General features: G+C 72.6%; 14 protein-coding genes. 12 read left to right on the top strand and 2 right to left on the bottom strand.

The features are described from left to right. The first annotated feature begins 73 nt into the window (after positions 1-73). Complete coding sequence (locus tag J2S41_RS29725) at positions 74-4,240, top strand: WXG100-like domain-containing protein (RefSeq protein ID WP_310372589.1); 4,167 nt, start codon at positions 74-76, stop codon at positions 4,238-4,240. After that, positions 4,233-4,676: a hypothetical protein gene (locus tag J2S41_RS29720; RefSeq protein WP_310372587.1), complete on the top strand. Its 444-nt coding sequence runs from the start codon at positions 4,233-4,235 to the stop codon at positions 4,674-4,676. Before J2S41_RS29725 ends, J2S41_RS29720 begins: the two co-directional genes overlap by 8 nt. On the opposite strand, the gene gabT is transcribed toward J2S41_RS29720, so the two are convergent. Both gabT and J2S41_RS29710 read right to left on the bottom strand, forming a co-directional pair. Then, positions 4,629-5,945 (bottom strand): 4-aminobutyrate--2-oxoglutarate transaminase, encoded by a 1,317-nt coding sequence (gene gabT / locus J2S41_RS29715; RefSeq protein WP_310372586.1) that lies wholly within the window; start codon positions 5,943-5,945, stop codon positions 4,629-4,631. The two genes, J2S41_RS29720 and gabT, sit on opposite strands and share 48 nt — an antisense overlap. Further along, positions 5,945-7,381 (bottom strand): gamma-aminobutyraldehyde dehydrogenase, encoded by a 1,437-nt coding sequence (locus tag J2S41_RS29710; RefSeq protein WP_310372584.1) that lies wholly within the window; start codon positions 7,379-7,381, stop codon positions 5,945-5,947. Before J2S41_RS29710 ends, gabT begins: the two co-directional genes overlap by 1 nt. Before the next feature lie 127 nt (positions 7,382-7,508). Here J2S41_RS29710 and J2S41_RS29705 point away from each other — a divergent pair, with 127 nt between their 5' ends. The 10 genes from J2S41_RS29705 (at position 7,509) to J2S41_RS29660 (ending at position 18,971) form a co-directional block, all read left to right on the top strand. Next, entirely contained in the window at positions 7,509-8,933 is a 1,425-nt protein-coding gene (locus J2S41_RS29705) for an aldehyde dehydrogenase family protein (RefSeq protein ID WP_310372582.1), read from the top strand. 101 nt (positions 8,934-9,034) lie between these two features. Beyond that, on the top strand, positions 9,035-9,700 hold the full coding sequence (locus J2S41_RS29700; RefSeq protein WP_310372580.1) for an endonuclease V: 666 nt from the start codon (positions 9,035-9,037) through the stop codon (positions 9,698-9,700). 77 nt (positions 9,701-9,777) lie between these two features. Further along, the gene (locus J2S41_RS29695) at positions 9,778-10,803 is read left to right on the top strand and encodes a hypothetical protein (protein WP_310372578.1); all 1,026 of its coding nucleotides are present in this window, start codon (positions 9,778-9,780) and stop codon (positions 10,801-10,803) included. A 145-nt stretch (positions 10,804-10,948) separates the two neighbouring features. Then, positions 10,949-12,325, top strand: coding sequence for a phosphomannomutase/phosphoglucomutase (locus J2S41_RS29690; RefSeq protein ID WP_310372576.1), 1,377 nt, complete (start codon positions 10,949-10,951; stop codon positions 12,323-12,325). A 52-nt stretch (positions 12,326-12,377) separates the two neighbouring features. Then, positions 12,378-12,587 carry a Trm112 family protein gene (locus J2S41_RS29685; protein WP_310372574.1) on the top strand — a complete coding sequence of 70 codons (210 nt, stop codon included), beginning with the start codon at positions 12,378-12,380 and terminating at the stop codon, positions 12,585-12,587. Beyond that, positions 12,587-13,810, top strand: coding sequence for an SIS domain-containing protein (locus tag J2S41_RS29680; RefSeq protein ID WP_310372572.1), 1,224 nt, complete (start codon positions 12,587-12,589; stop codon positions 13,808-13,810). Before J2S41_RS29685 ends, J2S41_RS29680 begins: the two co-directional genes overlap by 1 nt. A 3-nt stretch (positions 13,811-13,813) precedes the next feature. After that, the gene (locus J2S41_RS29675) at positions 13,814-14,815 is read left to right on the top strand and encodes a cation diffusion facilitator family transporter (protein WP_310372570.1); all 1,002 of its coding nucleotides are present in this window, start codon (positions 13,814-13,816) and stop codon (positions 14,813-14,815) included. Positions 14,816-14,817: 2 nt separating this feature from the next. Next, the gene (gene manA / locus J2S41_RS29670; RefSeq protein WP_310372568.1) at positions 14,818-15,930 is read left to right on the top strand and encodes a mannose-6-phosphate isomerase, class I; all 1,113 of its coding nucleotides are present in this window, start codon (positions 14,818-14,820) and stop codon (positions 15,928-15,930) included. A gap of 324 nt (positions 15,931-16,254) precedes the next feature. Continuing rightward, positions 16,255-17,727, top strand: a complete 1,473-nt coding sequence (ahcY, locus tag J2S41_RS29665; RefSeq protein ID WP_310372566.1) for an adenosylhomocysteinase — start codon at positions 16,255-16,257, stop codon at positions 17,725-17,727. A gap of 380 nt (positions 17,728-18,107) precedes the next feature. Beyond that, a complete protein-coding gene (locus J2S41_RS29660) occupies positions 18,108-18,971 on the top strand; it encodes a helix-turn-helix domain-containing protein (RefSeq protein ID WP_310372564.1) in 864 nt (287 codons plus the stop codon). The last annotated feature ends 11 nt before the right edge of the window (positions 18,972-18,982 follow it).

The following is an 18,982-nucleotide window of genomic DNA, read 5'->3' as shown; positions in this document are numbered from 1 at the left end:
GCGTGACCTACGGAGGCTGGCACCCACCTGCTTGAATGGGTGGCTCGTGGCCGCGGGACGATCGGGAGGACTCGTGACGGTGTTGCCCAGCCCGATCCCGCACCCGCTCGACCTGCTCTGGCTCGACGCCCCCGGCTGGATCCGCGAGGGCCTCGAATGGGTCGTCGGCGTCGAGTGGCCCGAGGGCGACGAGAAGGCCGTCTGGGACCTGGCCGAGGAGTGGTACGGCGTCGCCGCCCTGCTCGCCGCCCCCGCCGACGACGCCGCCGTGGCCGCCACCGCCTTCCAGAACTCGTACGCCGGACCCGCGTCCGAGGCCTTCCGCGCCGCCTGGGCCGCGATCGCCGCCGGCGACCAGGCCGCGCTCGGCGAGCTGCTGACCGCCACCGACGAGGTCGGCAGGATGGTCGAGGAGTGCGGGTGCGACATCGAGGCCGCCAAGCTCGAGGTGTGGATCGAGGTCACGCTGCTCGTCATCGAGCTGATCTCGCTCACCGTCGCGGTGGCGCTCACGCTGGGCGCCGCGACCCCGGCGGCGGCCGCCGCGCTCACGGTCAGCCGCCTGGCCGTACAGCGGATCTTCCAGCGGCTGGTGGCCGCCATGGCGTCCAAGGGTGCCCGCTCGGCGCCGTCGCTCGCCCGCCGGTCGCTGCGGGACGGGGTTTCCGAGGCGGCGCGGGAAGTCGCGCTGGACGGCGGGATTCAGGCCCACCAGGTGTCCGCCGGTCATCGCGACGGGGTGGACGTCGACTCGCTCCGTAGGTCGGCCACGGCCGGGTTCGCCGGGGGAGCGGCCGCGTCCACCGCGGGGTTCCGCGCGACGGGGGGCTTCGCCGACGGTCTGGCGCGCTCGGCCGCCGGGGAGGTGCTGGGCGAGGCCGCCGCCGCCGTTTCCACCGGAGGCGACCTGACCTTCACCGATCTCGCCATGGCGGTCACGTCCGGTGCCCGTGATGCGGCGCTGAACCCCGATCTGGCCACCCGGCTGGACGGCCTGACCGCCGCGGCGGGTCCGTCCGATCCCTCCGATGACGGTGGGCCGGTCGCGGCCACGATCGAAGCGGCGCTCTCACCGGACTCGGCGGCTGCCGCCGCACAACCGGCCGAGGGTACGCCGGACCCCGTCGTTTCCGGTGCGATCCAGGACGCGCTGCACCCGGAGGCGGCGGCGGCGGTCTTCGGTGCGGGCTCGCATGACGTCCGGTCGGTGGACTCCGGTGATGCGGTGCCCGCCGCGGACGTGAGTGGCGATTCCGCTGTCGGTGTCAGCTCGGTGCCGGAGCGTGGTGGCGCGTCGGGCGGGGTCGCGGACTCGATGCCGCAGACCGCCGGTGCACCGGTCCGGTCCGATTCGGCGCCGTCGGTCGGGTCCGATCCGGTGCCGTCGGTCGGGTCCGATCCGGTGCCGTCGGTCGGGTCCGATCCGGTGCCGTCGGTCGGGTCCGATCCGGTGCCGTCGGTCGCGGGTCCGGCGACCGAGTGGTCAGGCTCCGAGGTGGCGGCCTCCTCGGGGACCGGGCTGGCATCGGTCGCCGACGACGCCCCCGGCGAACCGGCGCCCGCACATCCGGACCGATCCGGTGAGGTGGCGTCGAGCGACCCGGGCGGCGCGACGCCGGTGTCCGCCGAAGCGTCGGCGGGCGCTGATTCCACCGCCGGTACTCCGCTCGGCGGCCCGGTCGCGCAGCCGCCGGCCGGCACCGGGGCCACCGTCGGGCGAGCCGGTGGACTTCCCGGTGCGCTCGCGGCCGATCCGCCCGCTGCCGGGCCGCTCGCCGGCGGGAGCGGAGTCGGCCCTGCTCCGACGGGCGAAATCGCAGCCGCGGGCGCGGGCGATTCGCGCATTGCCGGGCCGGTCGCCGGCGGGAGCGGAGTCGGCCCTGCTCCGGCGGACGAGGTCGCAGCCGCGGGCGCGGCCGATCCGCCCGCTGCCGGTTCGCCCGCTGCCGGTTCGCCCGCTGCCGGTTCGCCCGCTGCCGGTTCGCCCGCTGCCGGGCCGGTCGCCGGCGGGAGCGGAGTCGGCCCCGCTCTGGCAGGCGAGGTCGCAGCCGCGGGCCGGGCCGTCGACGGCTGGACGGACGGCCTCGGCCGACCGGCGGATCAGGGGGCGGCCGGCCCCCTCACGGCCGGTCTGGGTACCGGGGTACCGCCCGCGGGTCAGGCCGCTGCCGCCTCGCGGATCGCCGACGACTGGGCGAACGGCCCCGACCGCCCACCCACCACCGCGACGACGCCCGGCCCACTCACCGGCGGCGTCACACCGGGGCCGGCCGGCGACGCGCCCGCCTCCCGGGGAACCGTGGACCGGCCCGCCAGCGCCGACCGTTCCCCGGTGGCCGGTGGCCTCGCCCGGGCGGTGACGTCGGCCGAGGAGGCGCTGAACTCCAGTCGGTCGCAAGGCTCCGACCCGAAAGCCGGCCCGGTCGCGGGGGGCGCCGGCTTCGACCCGGGCGACGCCGTGGAGAACTGGTCGGCCGATCACGGTGGCACCGATGACGAACGCCCCACGCCGGGTCCCGGCCCACTCGCGGGTGGCCTCGGTGACGTGGCGACGACGGGCGGCGCCCCGAGCGGGCTGAGCGCGGACACGGCACCCGCCGGCCAGGAGGGACCGGAACTCGCGGCGTCCAGCGGCCCGGCGCAGGCCACCTCGGGCGCCGCACCCGGATCGGAGGGAGCCGCCGCCGGACCGGGCATCGTCGTCGCGCCGCCGATCGTCGGCGCCGGTCCGCGCGGTGGAAGCCCGGGTGGTGCCAAGCGCGGCGGGAAACCGGCGTTCCGTCCCGCCAAGGACCCGGTCGGGCAACCGGGCGTGCCGTCCCCGGGCGTACTCGCCTCCGAGTCCTTCGGCATCGACGAATCGGTAGTGCTCCCGCCATCGGTGGAGCGCCCGAAGGAGACCGGCGTCGCGCCGAGACCGAACTCGGCCGCAGGAGCCTCGCCGGACAAGACCGATCGTGCCGGGACCGCGACCGCCCAGCCGAGCCCGCCGGGTCTGCTCGGGCCGGGCGAGTTCGGGATGCCGACCTCCGACATCCCGGTAATCCGTGCCACGCCGGAGCCGGAGGAGTCGGTGCGGGAGCGGCACCTGGCGGCGCAAAGATCTTTCTCGGGTACGCCCCGAGCCGTCATCGACGCGGCCCCCGACCTGGAGTCGGTGCTGGCCGCCGGCGTCACCCCGGCACAGCTCGCCGCGCACCTGGACCCGGCCGCCCTGACCCGCCTCGCCCCGCAGCTGTCACCGGCCGAGGTACGCGACGTCTCCGCACTCCTGGCCGGCGCGGACGTGCGGGCAGCATTGGAAAAGGCCTGGAACGCACCGGAGCCCGGCCGCCCGCTGCTGGCCGAACACCTGGTGGGACAGCTGATCGCCCACCCCGACCTGGTCCGGATCATGCAGTCCTCGCCGGAACTGCGCCACAGCCTGCTGTCCCGCCCCCTCACCCTCCACAACCTCGCCACCCACCAACAGGCAATCACCGTCCTCGGCGAGGTAGTAGCCGAAACAGAAGCGCAGGCTTCGAGCGGATTGTCGCCGCAGCGCCCTGGCGGACCGCCGCAGTTCGAACTCACTGGGGAACACGCCGAAATTAGCTCCTCCTTAGCGGCTCGAAGTGCCCAGGCCCGCCAGCCAGATTTCGACATTGGCCGCAGTCGGGATGAGGCTTACCTCACCGCATACGTTGATCTCCTGTATGCCCGGTCGGCAGAGGCTCAGCCGGAACTGAATCGGATATCGGGCGAGATTGCCGAACGGTGTGGCGGTGAGCTGCACGCGCGCTCGAAGCCGAAGAGTCGGCAGCGCGCTATGGACAAGGTTGCTGGGTATCTGAACGATGCATCGCTATTGACGGATCTTACTGGTGCCTATATACAGTTCAACGCGATTGATGATGCGTATAGGGCGCTGCGGATGATTGATAGCGAGGATTCGTTGGATATCGTGGAGTTCGACGATCGTATCAAGAATCCCGCGAGGAGTGGCTATCGGGATCTGCGCGTGAACGTCCGCCTCTCGGGCGGGCACATTGCCGAGCTGCGGCTGCACTTGAAGGCTGTGGATGATGTGGCGATATGGGAACACTCGCTATTCGAGGTGCGGCGCGACCTGCAGAGTGTTGCGAACGAGGCGGGCCGTAGGATGACGCCCGGCGAGCAGGCGATACATGATGGACTGATTCGGGCACAACAGCGATATTTCTGGGATGCCCTGCAGTCGACGAGGGGGGCCCATGACTGAGTCTTACAGCCCGCCCGGTTTGGCGCTTCCCTACTATTTCTTGTATTACAAGGTCCCCGGAAAGATGGTGGCGACCTCAGAGGGAGGTGCCGCGATCTGGCGTCTTTCCGGAGAGGCCGGTGGCTGGGAGCCGCGCAACGACATCGCGGACGACATCCTGTATGGCACGACGCAGGAGGTCAATGTGCTGACCCGCGAGGAGTTTGTCCAGAAGACCGAAGCTGTGCGGGGGCGCTACCTGCGGGGGGAAGGGCCGGTTTTCGCCCTCTACGACACCATTCGTGGGATCGAGGAGGTGGCGGAGGCGGAGAACCGCCGGCTCAGTGACCGCGAGCGCCTTCTCGTCGAGGGACTCCGGCGTCGTACCTACGTCATGTTCGAGACCGAACTACTGGCGCAGGGTGACCCCGCCGCCGACCCTACCCTCGCCGGTTGACGCGAACGCCGCGTCCACGATGTCCAGCCCGCGTTCCAACTCCGGCTCCGAGATGACCAGTGGCGGCAGGAAGCGGAGCACGTTCCCGTACGTGCCGCAGGTCAGCGTCAGTAGGCCGGCCGCGTGGCAGGCGGCGGACACCGCGGCCGCGGCCGCCGGATCGGGCGTGAGCGTGCCCGGCGACACGAGTTCCACGGCCAGCATCGCGCCCCTTCCGCGTACCTCCGCGATCCGGGGATCCCGGGCCGCGATGGACCGCAGGCGCGGGACCATGGTGGCCTCGATGGATGCCGCGGCGTCGGCGAGCGACAGCTCGCGCATGGTCTCGATGCTGGCCAGCGCCGCCGCGCAGGCGATCGGGTTGCCGCCGTAGGTGCCGCCCAGGCCGCCGGCGTGCACCGCGTCCATGATCGGGGCGCGGCCGGTGACGGCGGCGAGCGGCAGGCCGCCGGCGATGCCCTTGGCCGTGGTGATCAGGTCGGGTTCGACGCCCTCGAAGGTGGACGCGAACCAGTCGCCGGTGCGGCAGAAGCCGGTCTGGATCTCGTCGGCGATGAACACGGCGCCGGCCGAGGCGGACCAGGCGTGCAGTGCGGGTACGAAGCCGGGCGCGGGCACCACGAAGCCGCCCTCGCCCTGGATCGGCTCGATCAGTACGGCGGCCACGTTCTCCGCGCCGATCTGCTTCTCGATCAGGTCGATGGCGCGGGCCGCGGCCGTCTCGCCGGAGAGTCCGCCGTCGCGCAGCGGGTACGACGCCGGCACCCGGTATATCTCGCCGGCGAACGGCCCGAACCGGTGCTTGTACGGCATGTTCTTCGCGGTCAGCGCCATGGTCAGGTTGGTCCGCCCGTGGTAGGCGTGCTCCAGCACCACGACGGCCGGCCGCCCGGTCGCGTGTCGTGCGATCTTGACGGCGTTCTCCACCGCCTCGGCGCCGGAGTTGACCAGCATCGACCGCTTCTCGAAGTCGCCCGGGGTGAGCGCGTTGAGCCGCTCGCACACGTCGACGTAGAGCGCGTACGGCGCGACCATGAAGCAGGTGTGGGTGAACCGCTCGACCTGCTCGCGCACGGCCGCGACCACGCGTGGCGCCGCGTTGCCGACGTTGGTGACCGCGATCCCGGCCGCGAAGTCGATCCACTCGCGCCCGTCGACGTCGGTCAGCGTGCCGCCGGACGCGTGCGCCACATAGGAGTTGATCACGCTGGTCACGCCGCGCGCCACGGCCGAGGCGCGCCGCGCGGACAGCTCCGAGGAGGCGGACATCAGACCTCGATGTTGTGCATGACGTGCTTGACCCGCGTGTAGTCCTCCAGGGAGTACATCGACAGGTCCTTGCCGTACCCGCTGTGTTTGAAGCCGCCGTGCGGCATCTCCGACACGAACGGGATGTGCGTGTTGACCCAGACGCATCCGAAGTCGAGCCGGCGGGTCATCCGCATGGCGCGGCCGTGGTCGCGGGTCCAGACCGAGGCGGCCAGCCCGTACTCCACGCCGTTGGCCCAGCGCACCGCCTCGTCCTCGTCGGTGAACCGCTGCACGGTGATCACCGGCCCGAAGACCTCGTCCTGGATCAGCTCGTCGTCCTGGCGCACGCCGGAGATCACGGTGGGGGCGTGGAAGTAGCCGCGGTCGCCGACCCGGCCGCCACCGGCCTCGACCGAGGCGTGCGCGGGCAGCCGCTCCAGGAAGCCGGTGACGCGGGCGAGCTGGTTGGCGTTGTTGAGCGGCCCGTACGCCACGTCCGGGTCGTCCGGCAGCCCGGTGCGGGTGGCCCGCGCCTGCTCGGCCAGCGCCGCGACCAGGTCGGCGTAGATGCCGGGGCCGGCGATGACCCGGGTGGCCGCCGTGCAGTCCTGGCCGGCGTTGAAGTAGCCGCCGCCGGCGATCGCCTCGGCCGCGGCCGCCACGTCGGCGTCGTCGAACAGCACGACCGGCGCCTTGCCGCCCAGCTCCAGGTGGGTGCGCTTGAGGTCGGGCGCGGCGGCCGCGGCGACCTCGCGGCCGGCGCGGGTGGAGCCGGTGATGGAGACGAACTGCGGCGTGGGGTGGGCGACCAGCGCACGCCCGGTGTCCCGGTCGCCGGCGACCACGTTGAACACGCCGGGCGGCAGGAACTCGGCCGCGATCTCGGCGAGCAGCAGGGTGGAGACCGGCGTGGTGTCGGACGGCTTGAGCACCACGGTGTTGCCGGCCGCGAGCGCGGGCGCGATCTTCCAGATGGCCATCATCAGCGGGTAGTTCCACGGCGTGACCTGCGCGCAGACGCCGATCGGCTCGCGCCGCACGTACGACTCGTGCCCGGCCAGGTAGTTGCCGGCCGACTTGCCCTCCAGCATGCGGGCGGCGCCGGCGAAGAAGCGCAGCTCGTCCACGCACGGCGGCAGCTCCTCCTCGGTGGTCAGCCGCCGCGGCTTGCCGGTGTTGCGGACCTCCGCGTCGACCAGCTCGGCCGCGCGGGACTCGACCGCGTCGGCGAGCTTGAGCAGCGCGCGCTGCCGCTCGGCCGGCGTGGTGTCGCGCCAGGTCTCGAACGCGGTGGCGGCCGCGCGCATGGCCGCGTCCACGTCGCGCTCGCCGGAGATCGGGGCCTGGGCGAAGACCTCGCCGGTGGTCGGATCGATCAGGTCGGAGTAGCGGCCGTCGACCGGGTCGGTGTACTCACCGCTGATGAAGTTGCGGAGGACCGTGCTGTCACTCATGTCGTCTCCGTAAGGCCGTATCCGTCACTCCTCCGCCATCCTCGCTACGGAAACCGTGGCAGGCAAGGGTTCTGGCGACTGTTTCCATAAGGACTAGGCTCGGTGGAGAGGGAAAGGATCCGCGCCCATGGACATCACCCCGTTCTACCTCGCCGGACAGCCCGCGCACGGCCGCGACGAGGTGGTCGTGCGGCATCCCTACGACGGTGCCGTGGTCGGCCGCACCACCTTCGCCACTCCCGAGCAGGTGGACGAGGCGCTGAACAAGGCCGTGCTCGCGCCGGCGCCCGCGCACGTGCGGGCCACCGCGCTGGACCACGTCTCGCAGCGGCTGCGGGAGCGCGCGGACGAGGTCGCCCGGCTGATCACCGCGGAGAACGGCAAGCCGCTGAAGTGGGCGCGCGCCGAGGCCGCCCGCGCGGTCTCCGTGTTCCGCTGGGCCGCCGAGGAGTCACGCCGGTTCGCCGGCGAGATGCAGCGGCTGGACACGGACCCGGCCGGCGAGGGCCGGATGGCGCTGGTGCGGCGCGTGCCGCGCGGGGCGGTGCTGGGCATCTCCCCGTTCAACTTCCCGCTCAACCTGGTCGCGCACAAGGTCGCCCCGGCGATCGCGGTCGGCGCGCCGATCGTGCTGAAGCCGGCGCCGGCCACGCCGCTGTCCGCGCTGCTGCTGGGCGAGCTGCTGGCCGAGACGGACCTGCCGGAGGGCGCGTTCTCCGTCCTGCCACTGCCGAACGACCGCACGGCCGAGCTGGTCAGGGACCCGCGGCTGCCGGTGGTGTCGTTCACCGGGTCCGGCCCGGTCGGCGGCCTGATCCAGGACTCGGTGCCGCGCAAGCACGTGACGCTGGAGCTGGGCGGCAACGCCGCGGTGGTGATCTGCGCGGACTGGTCCTCGGACGAGGACGTCGCGCACGCGGCGTCGCGCGTCGCGGTCTTCTCCAACTACCAGGCCGGGCAGAGCTGCATCGCGGTGCAGCGCGTCTACGTGCACGCGGACGTGCACGACCGGTTCGTGGCGAGCCTGGTCGAGCGGGTGCGCGAGCTGCGGACCGGCGACCCGGCGGACGAGGCGACCGACGTCGGCCCGCTGATCAGCGAGGACGCGGCGAAGCGGGTCGAGGCCTGGGTGGACGAGGCGGTCGCGGCCGGCGCCGAGGTGCTGGCCGGCGGGAAGCGGGACGGCTGCTCGTACGCGCCGACGATCCTGACGAACGTGCCGCCCGGCGCGAAGGTGCTGGTCGAGGAGGTCTTCGGCCCGGTGCTGGCGGTGCAGCGGGTGTCCGGCGACGAGGAGGCGTTCGCCGCGGTCAACGACTCCGCCTACGGCCTGCAGGCCGGCGTCTTCACCCACAGCCTGCGCACCGCGTTCGCGGCGCACCAGACGCTCCAGGTCGGCGGCGTGATCATCGGCGACGTCCCGTCCTACCGCGCGGACCAGATGCCCTACGGCGGCGTGAAGGGCAGCGGGGTGGGCCGCGAGGGCCTCCGCTCCGCGATGGAGGACTACACCGAGCCCAGGGTCATGGTGCTCACCGGCCTCGCGCTCTAGAAGATCAAAATCCATCGGCGGTACGGACGCCCGCCCGGCCGGCGGCACCCGGTCTCCGGCGTGACCGCACCGTTTCCACCCCGAGCAGCGGAGGCATCCGGTTGACCGCCTGGCCCACCACCGTCGCCGAGGCCGAGGCCGAGCAGGACCGGCTGCGCCCCCTGGTCGACCTCACCGACGCGGGCCCGCCGCCGAGGACCGTGGCCGGCCTGGACGTCGCCTACGCGGACGGCGACGAGCGGCTGGTCGCGGCCGTGGTGGTGCTGGACGCCGGCACGCTCGCCCCGGTGGACCAGGCGATCACCATCGGCCGGCCCGCGTTCCCGTACGTCCCGGGCCTGTTCGCGTTCCGCGAGATCCCCGCGCTGCTCGACGCGCTGGACCGGCTGACCGTCCGCCCCGACCTGCTGGTCTGCGACGGGCACGGCCTCGCGCACCCGCGCCGCTTCGGGCTCGCCTGCCACCTCGGCGTGCTCACCGGCCTGCCCGCGCTGGGCGTCGGCAAGACGCACCTGACCGGCGACTGGACGATGCCGGGGGAGCGGCGCGGCGATGCGAGCCCGATCACGCTCGATGGGGTGACGGTCGGCGCCGTGCTGCGCACCCAGGACCGGGTGCGGCCGGTGTTCGTCTCGCCCGGCCACCGCTGCTCGGTGGCGGGCGCGACCGCGCAGGTCCTGGCGCTCGCGCCGCGGTTCCGGCTGCCGGAGACGACGCGGGCCGCGGATCACGCCTGCCGTGCCGCGCTCGCGGAACGTACCAGATGAAAAGCCCGTAAAAGGGTGTGGTCATCGACCGTTCGACGACTTCGGTGTTGTCGTGCCGCCGATGTAGCCTCCCAGACATGCTTGTACGGCGATGGGTGGCGCGCGCCCTCATGACGGTGACGGTCGGGCTGCTCGGCGCCGTCGTGCTGGGTGCTGCTCCGGCGTACGCGGACGAGGTGGCGGTCAGCGCGCCCAGCTCGTTCAACGCGGGCAGCGGCCCGCAGAACGTCGACATCCGCATGCGCCGCGAGGACGACGGCTGCGTGCGCGCCCGCGCCCAGCTGCGGATCCGCGCCGACGACCTGAGCGCGGACCAGGTCGCGGTCGGCGTCAGCTCCGGCGGCCAGCTCATCCAGGTGCAGCTGAGCGCGCAGGGCGACGGCGACTTCGTCACGCAGCTGGTGCAGCCGGCCGAGGCCCAGATGTGCGAGCGGCAGAACCGGCAGCAGACCGTGCGGTTCCAGGTCGCGTTCGGGCCGAACGCGCCGAACGGCGAGGTGCGCTTCGAGGGCTTCATGCTCGACGAGCAGGGCGAGCGGCTGGCCGACGGGGACGACGAGGCGCGCATCCGGGGCGGTGCCGACGAGCCCAGCCCCACGCCGAGCCGGACCCCGTCGAAGTCGCCGTCGCCGAGCCCCACGCCGGAGGAGGAGAAGACCGAGGAACCCGCGGCCGCGGAGACCTCGTTCGCCTCGCTGCCGCCGGACGACCAGGGTCCCGTCTCCCTGTCCGCGAACGACGGCCCGTTCAACGGCCTCGGCGTGCCGATCGCCATCGGCGTGGTCATGGTCGGCGTCGGCGTGGCGCTGATCGTGCTGCTGATCCGCCGCAACCGGGGCGAGGAGGACGGCGCGCTCGCGGCCGACCCCGGCGGTTCGTGGCCGCCCGGCGGCGGTGGCGGCGTCTACGGCGCGGGTCCGCGTCCCGGCGCGCCGGGCGGCGGCTGGACCGGCGGCGGCTCGGCCACCCAGGTGCTGCCCGCGCAGCCGCCGGTCGACCCGCCCACGCAGCGCTTCCCGGGCGTACCGTCCGGGCCGAACGCCCACCGGAACCGCACCACCCCGCCGGACCCGACCACGAGGTTGCCCAGAGTGACCGAGTGACAGCATCGGCCCTCCTGCTCGTCACGTGCGCGTGACCGATCGGCAGTGTGCCGGTCACCCGCCTCGTCACGTCCGGTGAACACGGCTCCGATACGCTTCCCCGGTCGGCTACACAGGCGTAGGACGAGGCGTGAGGAGCGTTGAGTTGGCTGAGCTGTCACGGATCGTGAAGGCGTACGACGTACGGGGTACGGTCCCGGATCAGTTCGACACCGCGGCGGCCTGCGCGCTGGGCCAGGCCTTCGTGGAGACGCTCCGCGCGCTCGGTGACGACGCCGACCGCATCGTGATCGCGCACGACATGCGCGAGTCCGGCCCGGCGCTGGCCGAGTCGTTCGCGGCCGGCGCGATCGCGGCCGGCGCCCGGGTGGTGCACGCCGGCCTCGGCTCCACCGACCTGCTCTACTACGCCTCCGGCGTGCTCGGCCTGCCCGGCGCGATGTTCACCGCCAGCCACAACCCGGCGCAGTACAACGGCATCAAGATGTGCAAGGCCGGTGCGAAGCCGATCGGGCAGGACAGCGGCCTGGCGCAGATCCGCGACCGCGCGCAGCAGCTGCTCGACGACGGCCTCACGCCGGTCGACGGCGTGCCGGTGGAGCGCCGCGACCTGCTGGCCGACTACGCGGCGCACCTGCGGTCGCTGGTCGACCTGTCCGGCATCCGCCGGCTCAAGGTGGTCGTTGACGCGGGCAACGGCATGGGCGGCCACACGGTCCCGGCCGTGCTCGGCGACGCGGTGCTGCCCGGCCTGCCGCTTTCGATCGTGCCGCTCTACTTCGAGCTGGACGGCTCGTTCCCCAACCACGAGGCGAACCCGCTGGAGCCGGCGAACCTGGTGGACCTGCAGGCCGCGGTGGTCGAGCACGGCGCGGACCTCGGCCTGGCGTTCGACGGCGACGCGGACCGCTGCTTCGTCATCGATCAGAACGGCGACCCGGTCTCCCCGTCCGCGATCACCGCGCTGGTGGCCGTGCGGGAGCTGGCCAAGCACCCGGGCGGCACGATCATCCACAACCTGATCACCTCGACCGCGGTGCCGGAGATCGTGTCCGAGCACGGCGGCAAGCCGGTGCGTACCCGGGTGGGGCACTCGTTCATCAAGGCGGAGATGGCGAAGACCGACGCAATCTTCGGCGGCGAGCACTCCGCGCACTACTACTTCCGCGACTTCTGGGGTGCGGACACCGGCATGCTCGCCGCGATGCACGTGCTGGCCGCGCTCGGCGAGCAGGACCGGCCGCTGTCCGAGCTGGGCGCCGCCTACGAGCGGTACGTCGCCTCCGGTGAGATCAATTCCACGGTGTCGGACGCGGCGGCGAAGACCGCGGAGGTGCGCGCCGCGTTCGCCGGCAACCCCACGGACGACCTGGACGGCCTGACCATCAGCTTCGAGGACGGCGCCTGGATCAACCTGCGCCCGTCCAACACGGAGCCGCTGCTCCGGCTGAACGTGGAGGCGCCGACCGCGGAGCGCATGGCGCGGCTGCGCGACGACGTTCTGGCGATCGTTCGCGGTTAGCATTCTGGGGTCGCGGGGAACACACCCGCAGGACCCTGGAAGGGAGCCGTTCGTGGCCCTGGATCCGCAGTTGCTGGAGATCATCACCTGTCCGGACACGCACCGCGCGCCGCTGTCCTACGACGCCGGCGCGGGCACGCTGACCTGCACCGAGTGCGGGCGCGAGTTCCGGGTGGAGGACGACATCCCGGTGATGCTGCTGGACGAGGCGCGAACGGCTCCGTCGGGTCCGCACCGCACGGACCAGGAGGAAGACCGCTGATGGGCAACCCGGTGGACGGCACCGCGGGGATTCAGGGCCGGCGCGTCGTGGACGAGCGCATCCTCGACGACGAGAAGCTGATGGCCGCGCAGGACCCGGGTGGCATGCTCCGCGCCACCGCGTCCGCGGGCGCCCAGGTCCGGGAGTCCGCGCAGCTCGCGGCCGAGGCCAACCTCAGCGCGATCTCCGGCGAGGGCCGCCCGCGCGCGGTCGTGATCGCGGGCGCCGGCACCGCGGTGCTCACCGCGGACATCCTGCGCACGGTCGCCGGCCCCCGCTGCCCGGCGCCGGTCATCGCGCACCGCAGCCCGGGCGTGCCCGGCTGGGTCGGCGCCGCGGACGTGGTGGTCGCGGTCTCCGCGTCCGGCCGCAGCCCGGAGGCGCTGGCCGCGGCCGAGGCCGCCGCCCGGCGCGGTGCCCGGCTGGTCGCGATCGGCGCGCCCGACTCGCGGTTGCAGTCCGTGGCCGAGTCGGCCCGCGCGCCGTTCATCGGCGTGCCGCGCCGCGCGCCGGCCCGCGCCAGCCTGTGGTCGCTGGCCGTGCCGGTGCTGCTGGCCGCGCGCCACCTCGACCTGGTGAAGATCAACGAGGCGGACCTGGCGGAGACCGCGACCCGGCTGGACTCGGACGCGGACCGCTGCCGCCCCGGCCTGGAGTCGTTCGTCAACCCGGCGAAGTCGCTGGCGCTGGGCCTGGCCGGCTCCGTGCCGATCGTCTGGGGCTCGTCGCCGCTGGCCACCGTGGCCGCACGCCGGTTCGCCGACACGCTGTCGGCCAACGCGCGGTACCCCGTGGTCTCCGGCGCGCTCGGCGAGGCCGGCCGTGGCCGCGTCGGTCTGCTGGACGGCGTCTTCGGCGGCCTGGTCGAGTCCGAGCGGGACATCTTCGCCGACCCGGAGGTCGACGCGGAGCCGACCCGGCTGCGCATCGTGCTGCTGCGGGACGGCGGCCTCGACCCGCAGGAGGCCAACGACGAGCCGGTCGCGGTCGAGGAGCGGCGCGCGGACGCGGTGCAGACGCTGGCGGAGCGGCGCGGCGTGCGCTGCGACGTGGTCACCGCGGAGGGCGGTTCCGCGCTGGAGCGGCTGGCGTCACTGATCGCGGTGCCCGACTTCGCCTCGATCTACCTGGCGCTCGCGCACGGCCTCGACCCGATGGCGGTTCCGGCGATCTCGGAGATGAAGGAACTGGCCAACCCGATCCGCGCCGAAGGGATCTCCTGACCGATGAGCACCGGCGAGGGCGGTAAAGCGATCATCGCGGCGCTGGCCGCGAACCTCGGCATCGCGGCGACGAAGTTCGTCGCGTTCCTGCTGACCCAGTCCTCGTCGATGCTGGCGGAGTCGATCCACTCGGTGGCCGACTCCGGAAACCAGGCGTTGCTGCTGCTCGGCGGGCGACGGTCCCGCCGGGCCGCGACGCCGGACCACCCGTTCGGGTACGGCCGGGAGCGCTACATCTACGCGTTCATCGTGTCGATCGTGCTGTTCTCGCTCGGTGGCCTGTTCGCGCTCTACGAGGCGTACCACAAGTGGCACGAGGCGCACACCGACCCGAACCACGGCGCGATCACGTCCTGGCACTGGGTGCCGGTCGCGGTGCTGGTGGCGGCGATCCTGATGGAGAGCTTCTCGTTCCGTACCGCGATCAAGGAGTCCAACCACACCCGCGGCGACGCCTCGTGGAGGCAGTTCATCCGCCGGGCCAAGGCGCCGGAGCTTCCGGTGGTGCTGCTGGAGGACTTCGGCGCGCTGATCGGCCTGGTGCTGGCGCTGTTCGGCGTCGGCCTCACGCTGATCACCGGGCACGGTCTGTGGGACGCGCTCGGCACCGGCGCGATCGGCCTGCTGCTGGTCTCGATCGCGGTCATCCTGGCCGTGGAGACCAAGAGCCTGCTGCTCGGCGAGGGTGCGTCGCCGCAGGACCAGGCCGCGATCGAGCGGGCGCTGCTGGACGGCGAGGCCGTCGACCGGATCATCCACATGCGCACGATGCACCTCGGCCCGGAGGAACTGCTGGTCGCCGCGAAGTTCGCGGTCCGTACCGACGAAACCGCGGCCGACGTCGTCCGGCACATCGACGAGGCGGAGGCGCGGATCCGGGCCGCCGTGCCGATCGCGCGCGTCATCTACCTGGAGCCGGACGTGTTCAGGCCCGAGGCCGCGGCCACGCCGAAGTCCGGATTCGACGGCACCCAGCTCGCCTCCGAAGCACCGACCGGAAAGTAGACATGAAGCCTCTGACCAGCGTCATCCGTCCGTACGCGTGGGGATCGCGGTCCGCGATCGCCGAGATACAGGGCCGTACCGCGCCCGCCGACGGGCCGGAGGCGGAGCTGTGGATCGGCGCGCACCCGGCCGACCCGTCGCGGGTGGCCGGGACCGGCCTGGACGAGCTGCTGGCCGCGGAGCCGGACCGGCTGCTCGGCCCGGCCGTGGTGGAGCGGTTCGGCCCACGCCTGCCGTACCTGATGAAGATCCTGGCCGCCGACGCGCCGCTGTCGCTGCAGGCGCATCCGACGCTGGAGCACGCGCGGGCGCGCTTCGCGGCCGGCCACGGCGGCTACGTCGACGCGAACCACAAGCCGGAGCTGCTGGTGGCGCTGACGCCGTTCGACGCGCTGTGCGGCTTCGCCGACCCGGCCGTCGCGGCGGACCGGCTGGACGGGCTGGGCATCGCGGAGCTGGCGGGCGTGACGGCCGCCCTGCGCACCGGGCCGGGCGGGCCGCGCGAGGCCGTGCGCACGCTGCTCACCTGGCCGGTCGAGGGCCGGGCCGGGCTGGTGAAGGCCGCGGTGGCGGCCGGGACGGCGCCGCTGGTGGCCGAGCTCGCCCGGTTCTACCCGGAGGACACCGGCGTGCTGGTGGCACTGCTGCTCAACCACGTGCGGCTGGAGCCGGGCCAGGCGATCTGGATGCCGGCCGGGAACCTGCACGCGTACCTGCGCGGCACCGGCATCGAGATCATGGCGGCCAGCGACAACGTGCTGCGCGGCGGCATGACGCCGAAGCGGGTCGACGTGGACGAGCTGCTGGAGGTACTGCGCTTCGAGCCGCTGGACGAGCCGCTGCACCCGGCCGCGGAACTGGCCGAGGGCGTACGGGCCTGGCCGGTGCCGGTGCCCGACTTCCTGCTGCATCAGGTGGTGCCGGGGGCGCGCACGGTCACGCTGGACGTGCCGGGGCCGCGCATCGTGCTGGCGGTGGGCGGCGCGGTCCGGGCGGACGACGGGCAGGGTGTGGTGGAGATCGCGCCGGGCACGGCCGCGTTCGCCGGTGCGGACGCCGGCCCGCTGCGGCTGTCCGGCCCGGGCGCGGCCTTCGTGGCGGCCACCGGCGTCTGACCAGGCTCCGCCGAAACCGGGTCGCCCGCACGGGCCGGCCCGGTTTCGCCATTTGCGGCTCCGTACCAATCCCGATTTTTAGGGTTTTCGCTTGACATGGTGGTTGCCGAGTGTGAGTCTATAACTACGCAAGGTCACGGGGTGGCCGCGCGGACATGCCAAACCGGGGGGATGCACGGGGCGGTCGGGACTCACGTCACCGACCGCCCCGTGCGCATTCCGGCGGGTTCCCCGCCCCGGGGTGGCCAGCGCGATTCCACGGTCACCATCGGCGACGCGTAAGGTAGTGGGTCGGTCATCGGTGACGTATCGACAGGAGCTTTCATGACCAGCACCCTTCCCGTTCGGCCCCAGACAGTCGCCGAGGGCGACTACAAGGTGGCCGACCTGTCGCTGGCCGCCTTCGGCCGCAAGGAGATCCAGCTCGCCGAGCACGAGATGCCCGGCCTGATGGCGATCCGGCGCGAGTTCGCGGACGCGCAGCCGCTGCGTGGCGCGCGGGTGACCGGCTCGCTGCACATGACGATCCAGACCGCCGTGCTGATCGAGACGCTGACCGCGCTCGGCGCCGAGGTCCGCTGGGCGTCCTGCAACATCTTCTCCACGCAGGACCACGCCGCCGCCGCGATCGTGGTCGGCCCGGACGGCACCCCCGAGGCGCCGGCCGGCGTGCCGGTCTACGCCTGGAAGGGCGAGACGCTGGAGGAGTACTGGTGGTGCACCGAGCAGGTGCTGCTCTGGCCGGACGGCAAGGGCCCGAACATGATCCTCGACGACGGCGGTGACGCCACGCTGCTCGTGCACAAGGGCGCCGAGTTCGAGAAGCTGGGCGCCGTCCCGGCCGTCGACACCGCCGACTCCGAGGAGTACGCGGTGATCCTGGGCCTGCTGCACCGCTCGCTGGCCGAGGACAACCAGCGCTGGACCAAGGTCGCCGCCGACATCAAGGGCGTCACCGAGGAGACCACCACCGGCGTGCACCGCCTCTACGAGATGCAGGCCGCGGGCCAGCTGCTCTTCCCGGCGATCAACGTCAACGACTCGGTCACCAAGAGCAAGTTCGACAACAAGTACGGCTGCCGCCACTCGCTGATCGACGGCATCAACCGCGCCACCGACGTGCTCATCGGCGGCAAGGTGGCCGTGGTCTTCGGCTACGGTGACGTCGGCAAGGGCTGCGCCGAGTCGCTGCGCGGCCAGGGTGCCCGGGTGATCGTCACCGAGATCGACCCGATCTGCGCGCTGCAGGCCGCCATGGACGGCTACCAGGTCGCGACGATCGAGGACGTGGTCGAGACTGCGGACATCTTCATCACCGCCACCGGCTGCTTCAACGTCATCACCGCCGACCACATGGCGCGGATGAAGCACAACGCGATCGTCGGCAACATCGGCCACTTCGACAACGAGATCGACATGGCCGGGCTGTACCGGCGCGCCGACGTCGAGCGGATCACCATCAAGCCGCAGGTCGACGAGTTCAAGTTCGCCGACGGCCACTCGATCATCGTGCTGTCCGAGGGCCGCCTGCTGAACCTCGGCAACGCGACCGGCCACCCGTCGTTCGTCATGTCGAACTCGTTCGCCAACCAGACGATCGCGCAGATCGAGCTCTTCACCAAGCTCGAGGAGTACCCGATCGGCGTCTACACGCTGCCGAAGCACCTGGACGAGAAGGTCGCCCGCCTGCACCTGGACGCGCTCGGCGCCAAGCTGACCGAGCTGACCAAGGAGCAGGCCGCGTACCTCAACGTGCCGGTCGAGGGCCCGTACAAGTCGGACCACTACCGCTACTGATCCACCGGTGCGGTAACGAGATCAGGGGCGCCCAGCCACGGTTGGGGCGCCCCTGATCCCTATGGACCGCGCCCATGTCTCAGGTCGCAGCGGTGTTCTCACGCGGGTGCGCGGCAGGAGGGGCGAAGCACCGGCGTTTGCCGCCGCCGGAACCCGCCCCTCCTGTGCGTCGGAGCGGAGCCGGTGTCACCGGCGCACCCCATCGGTAGCGGGTCCGAGACCGCCGTTTGCCGCCGGCGGTTGCCCCGATCCCTGCTGGCTTAGTGCTCATTAGGCCACTTGCAGTCCCAGGATGCAAGTGCAGATCGATGCGGTTTCGTGCAGCCGACACCGCCGTGGCCTGCACTGTCCTAATCGGATCTTGCAGTACCGTATTGCCGATGGCCGTTAAGCCCAGCCCCACCACCCTACGACGGCAGCTCGGCGCTGAGCTACGACGCCTTCGCGACGCCGCCGGCCGCACCGTGGCCGACGTGGCGCGATCGCTGGGCTGGTCGGAGAGCAAACTCAGCCGCATCGAGACCGCACACACCGGCATCCGCAACCGCGACCTCGACGCGCTCCTCGACACCTACGACGTCCCCGAGGACGACCGCCGCCGCATCCGCGCCGTCGCCGTCCAGTCCCGCCAGCGCGCCTGGTGGGAGGCGTACGGCGACGTCCTCCCGGACGCGTACGAGACGTACATCGGCTTCGAGGCCGAGGTGGTGCGGCTGCGGGCGTACGAGGCGCTGCTCGTGCCCGGCCTGCTCCAGACCGATGAGTACGCGCGCGAGATCTTCCGCACCGATGACCTGCGCCCGGACGGCCGCCCGCTGCGGGACGACGAGATAGAGCAGCGCGCCGCGGTCCGGCTGGCCCGCCAGGCCGTGATCGGCCGGCAGCCCGCGCCCGACCTCCTCTGGGTGCTCGACGAGGCCGTGCTGCGCCGCCGGGTCGGTGGCCGGGAGGTGCAGCGCCGCCAGTTGGGTCGCCTGGTCGAGGTCTCCGACCGGCCGAACGTCACCATTCTGGTGGTTCCCTTCGACGCCGGCGCACACTCCGGGCTGGCCGGATCGTTCTGCATCATGGACTTCGCCGGTGGAGAACGACTCGTCTACGCCGATTCACGCACCGGCGGAGCCTTCCGGGACAGGCCCGAGGAAGTGGACGGCTACGCGACCAGTTTCGAGGGCCTGCGCGACGTCGCGCTGCCGGCGGAGAAGTCGATCGAGTTCATTCGGGCGGCGGCGCGCGAAATGTAACCGAATCCCAC

Origin of the sequence: Catenuloplanes atrovinosus, assembly GCF_031458235.1 — a bacterium.
GTDB lineage: Bacteria > Actinomycetota > Actinomycetes > Mycobacteriales > Micromonosporaceae > Catenuloplanes > Catenuloplanes atrovinosus.
Note: the sequence above shows the minus strand (reverse complement) of the source record. Positions and strands in the feature narration are given on the sequence as shown.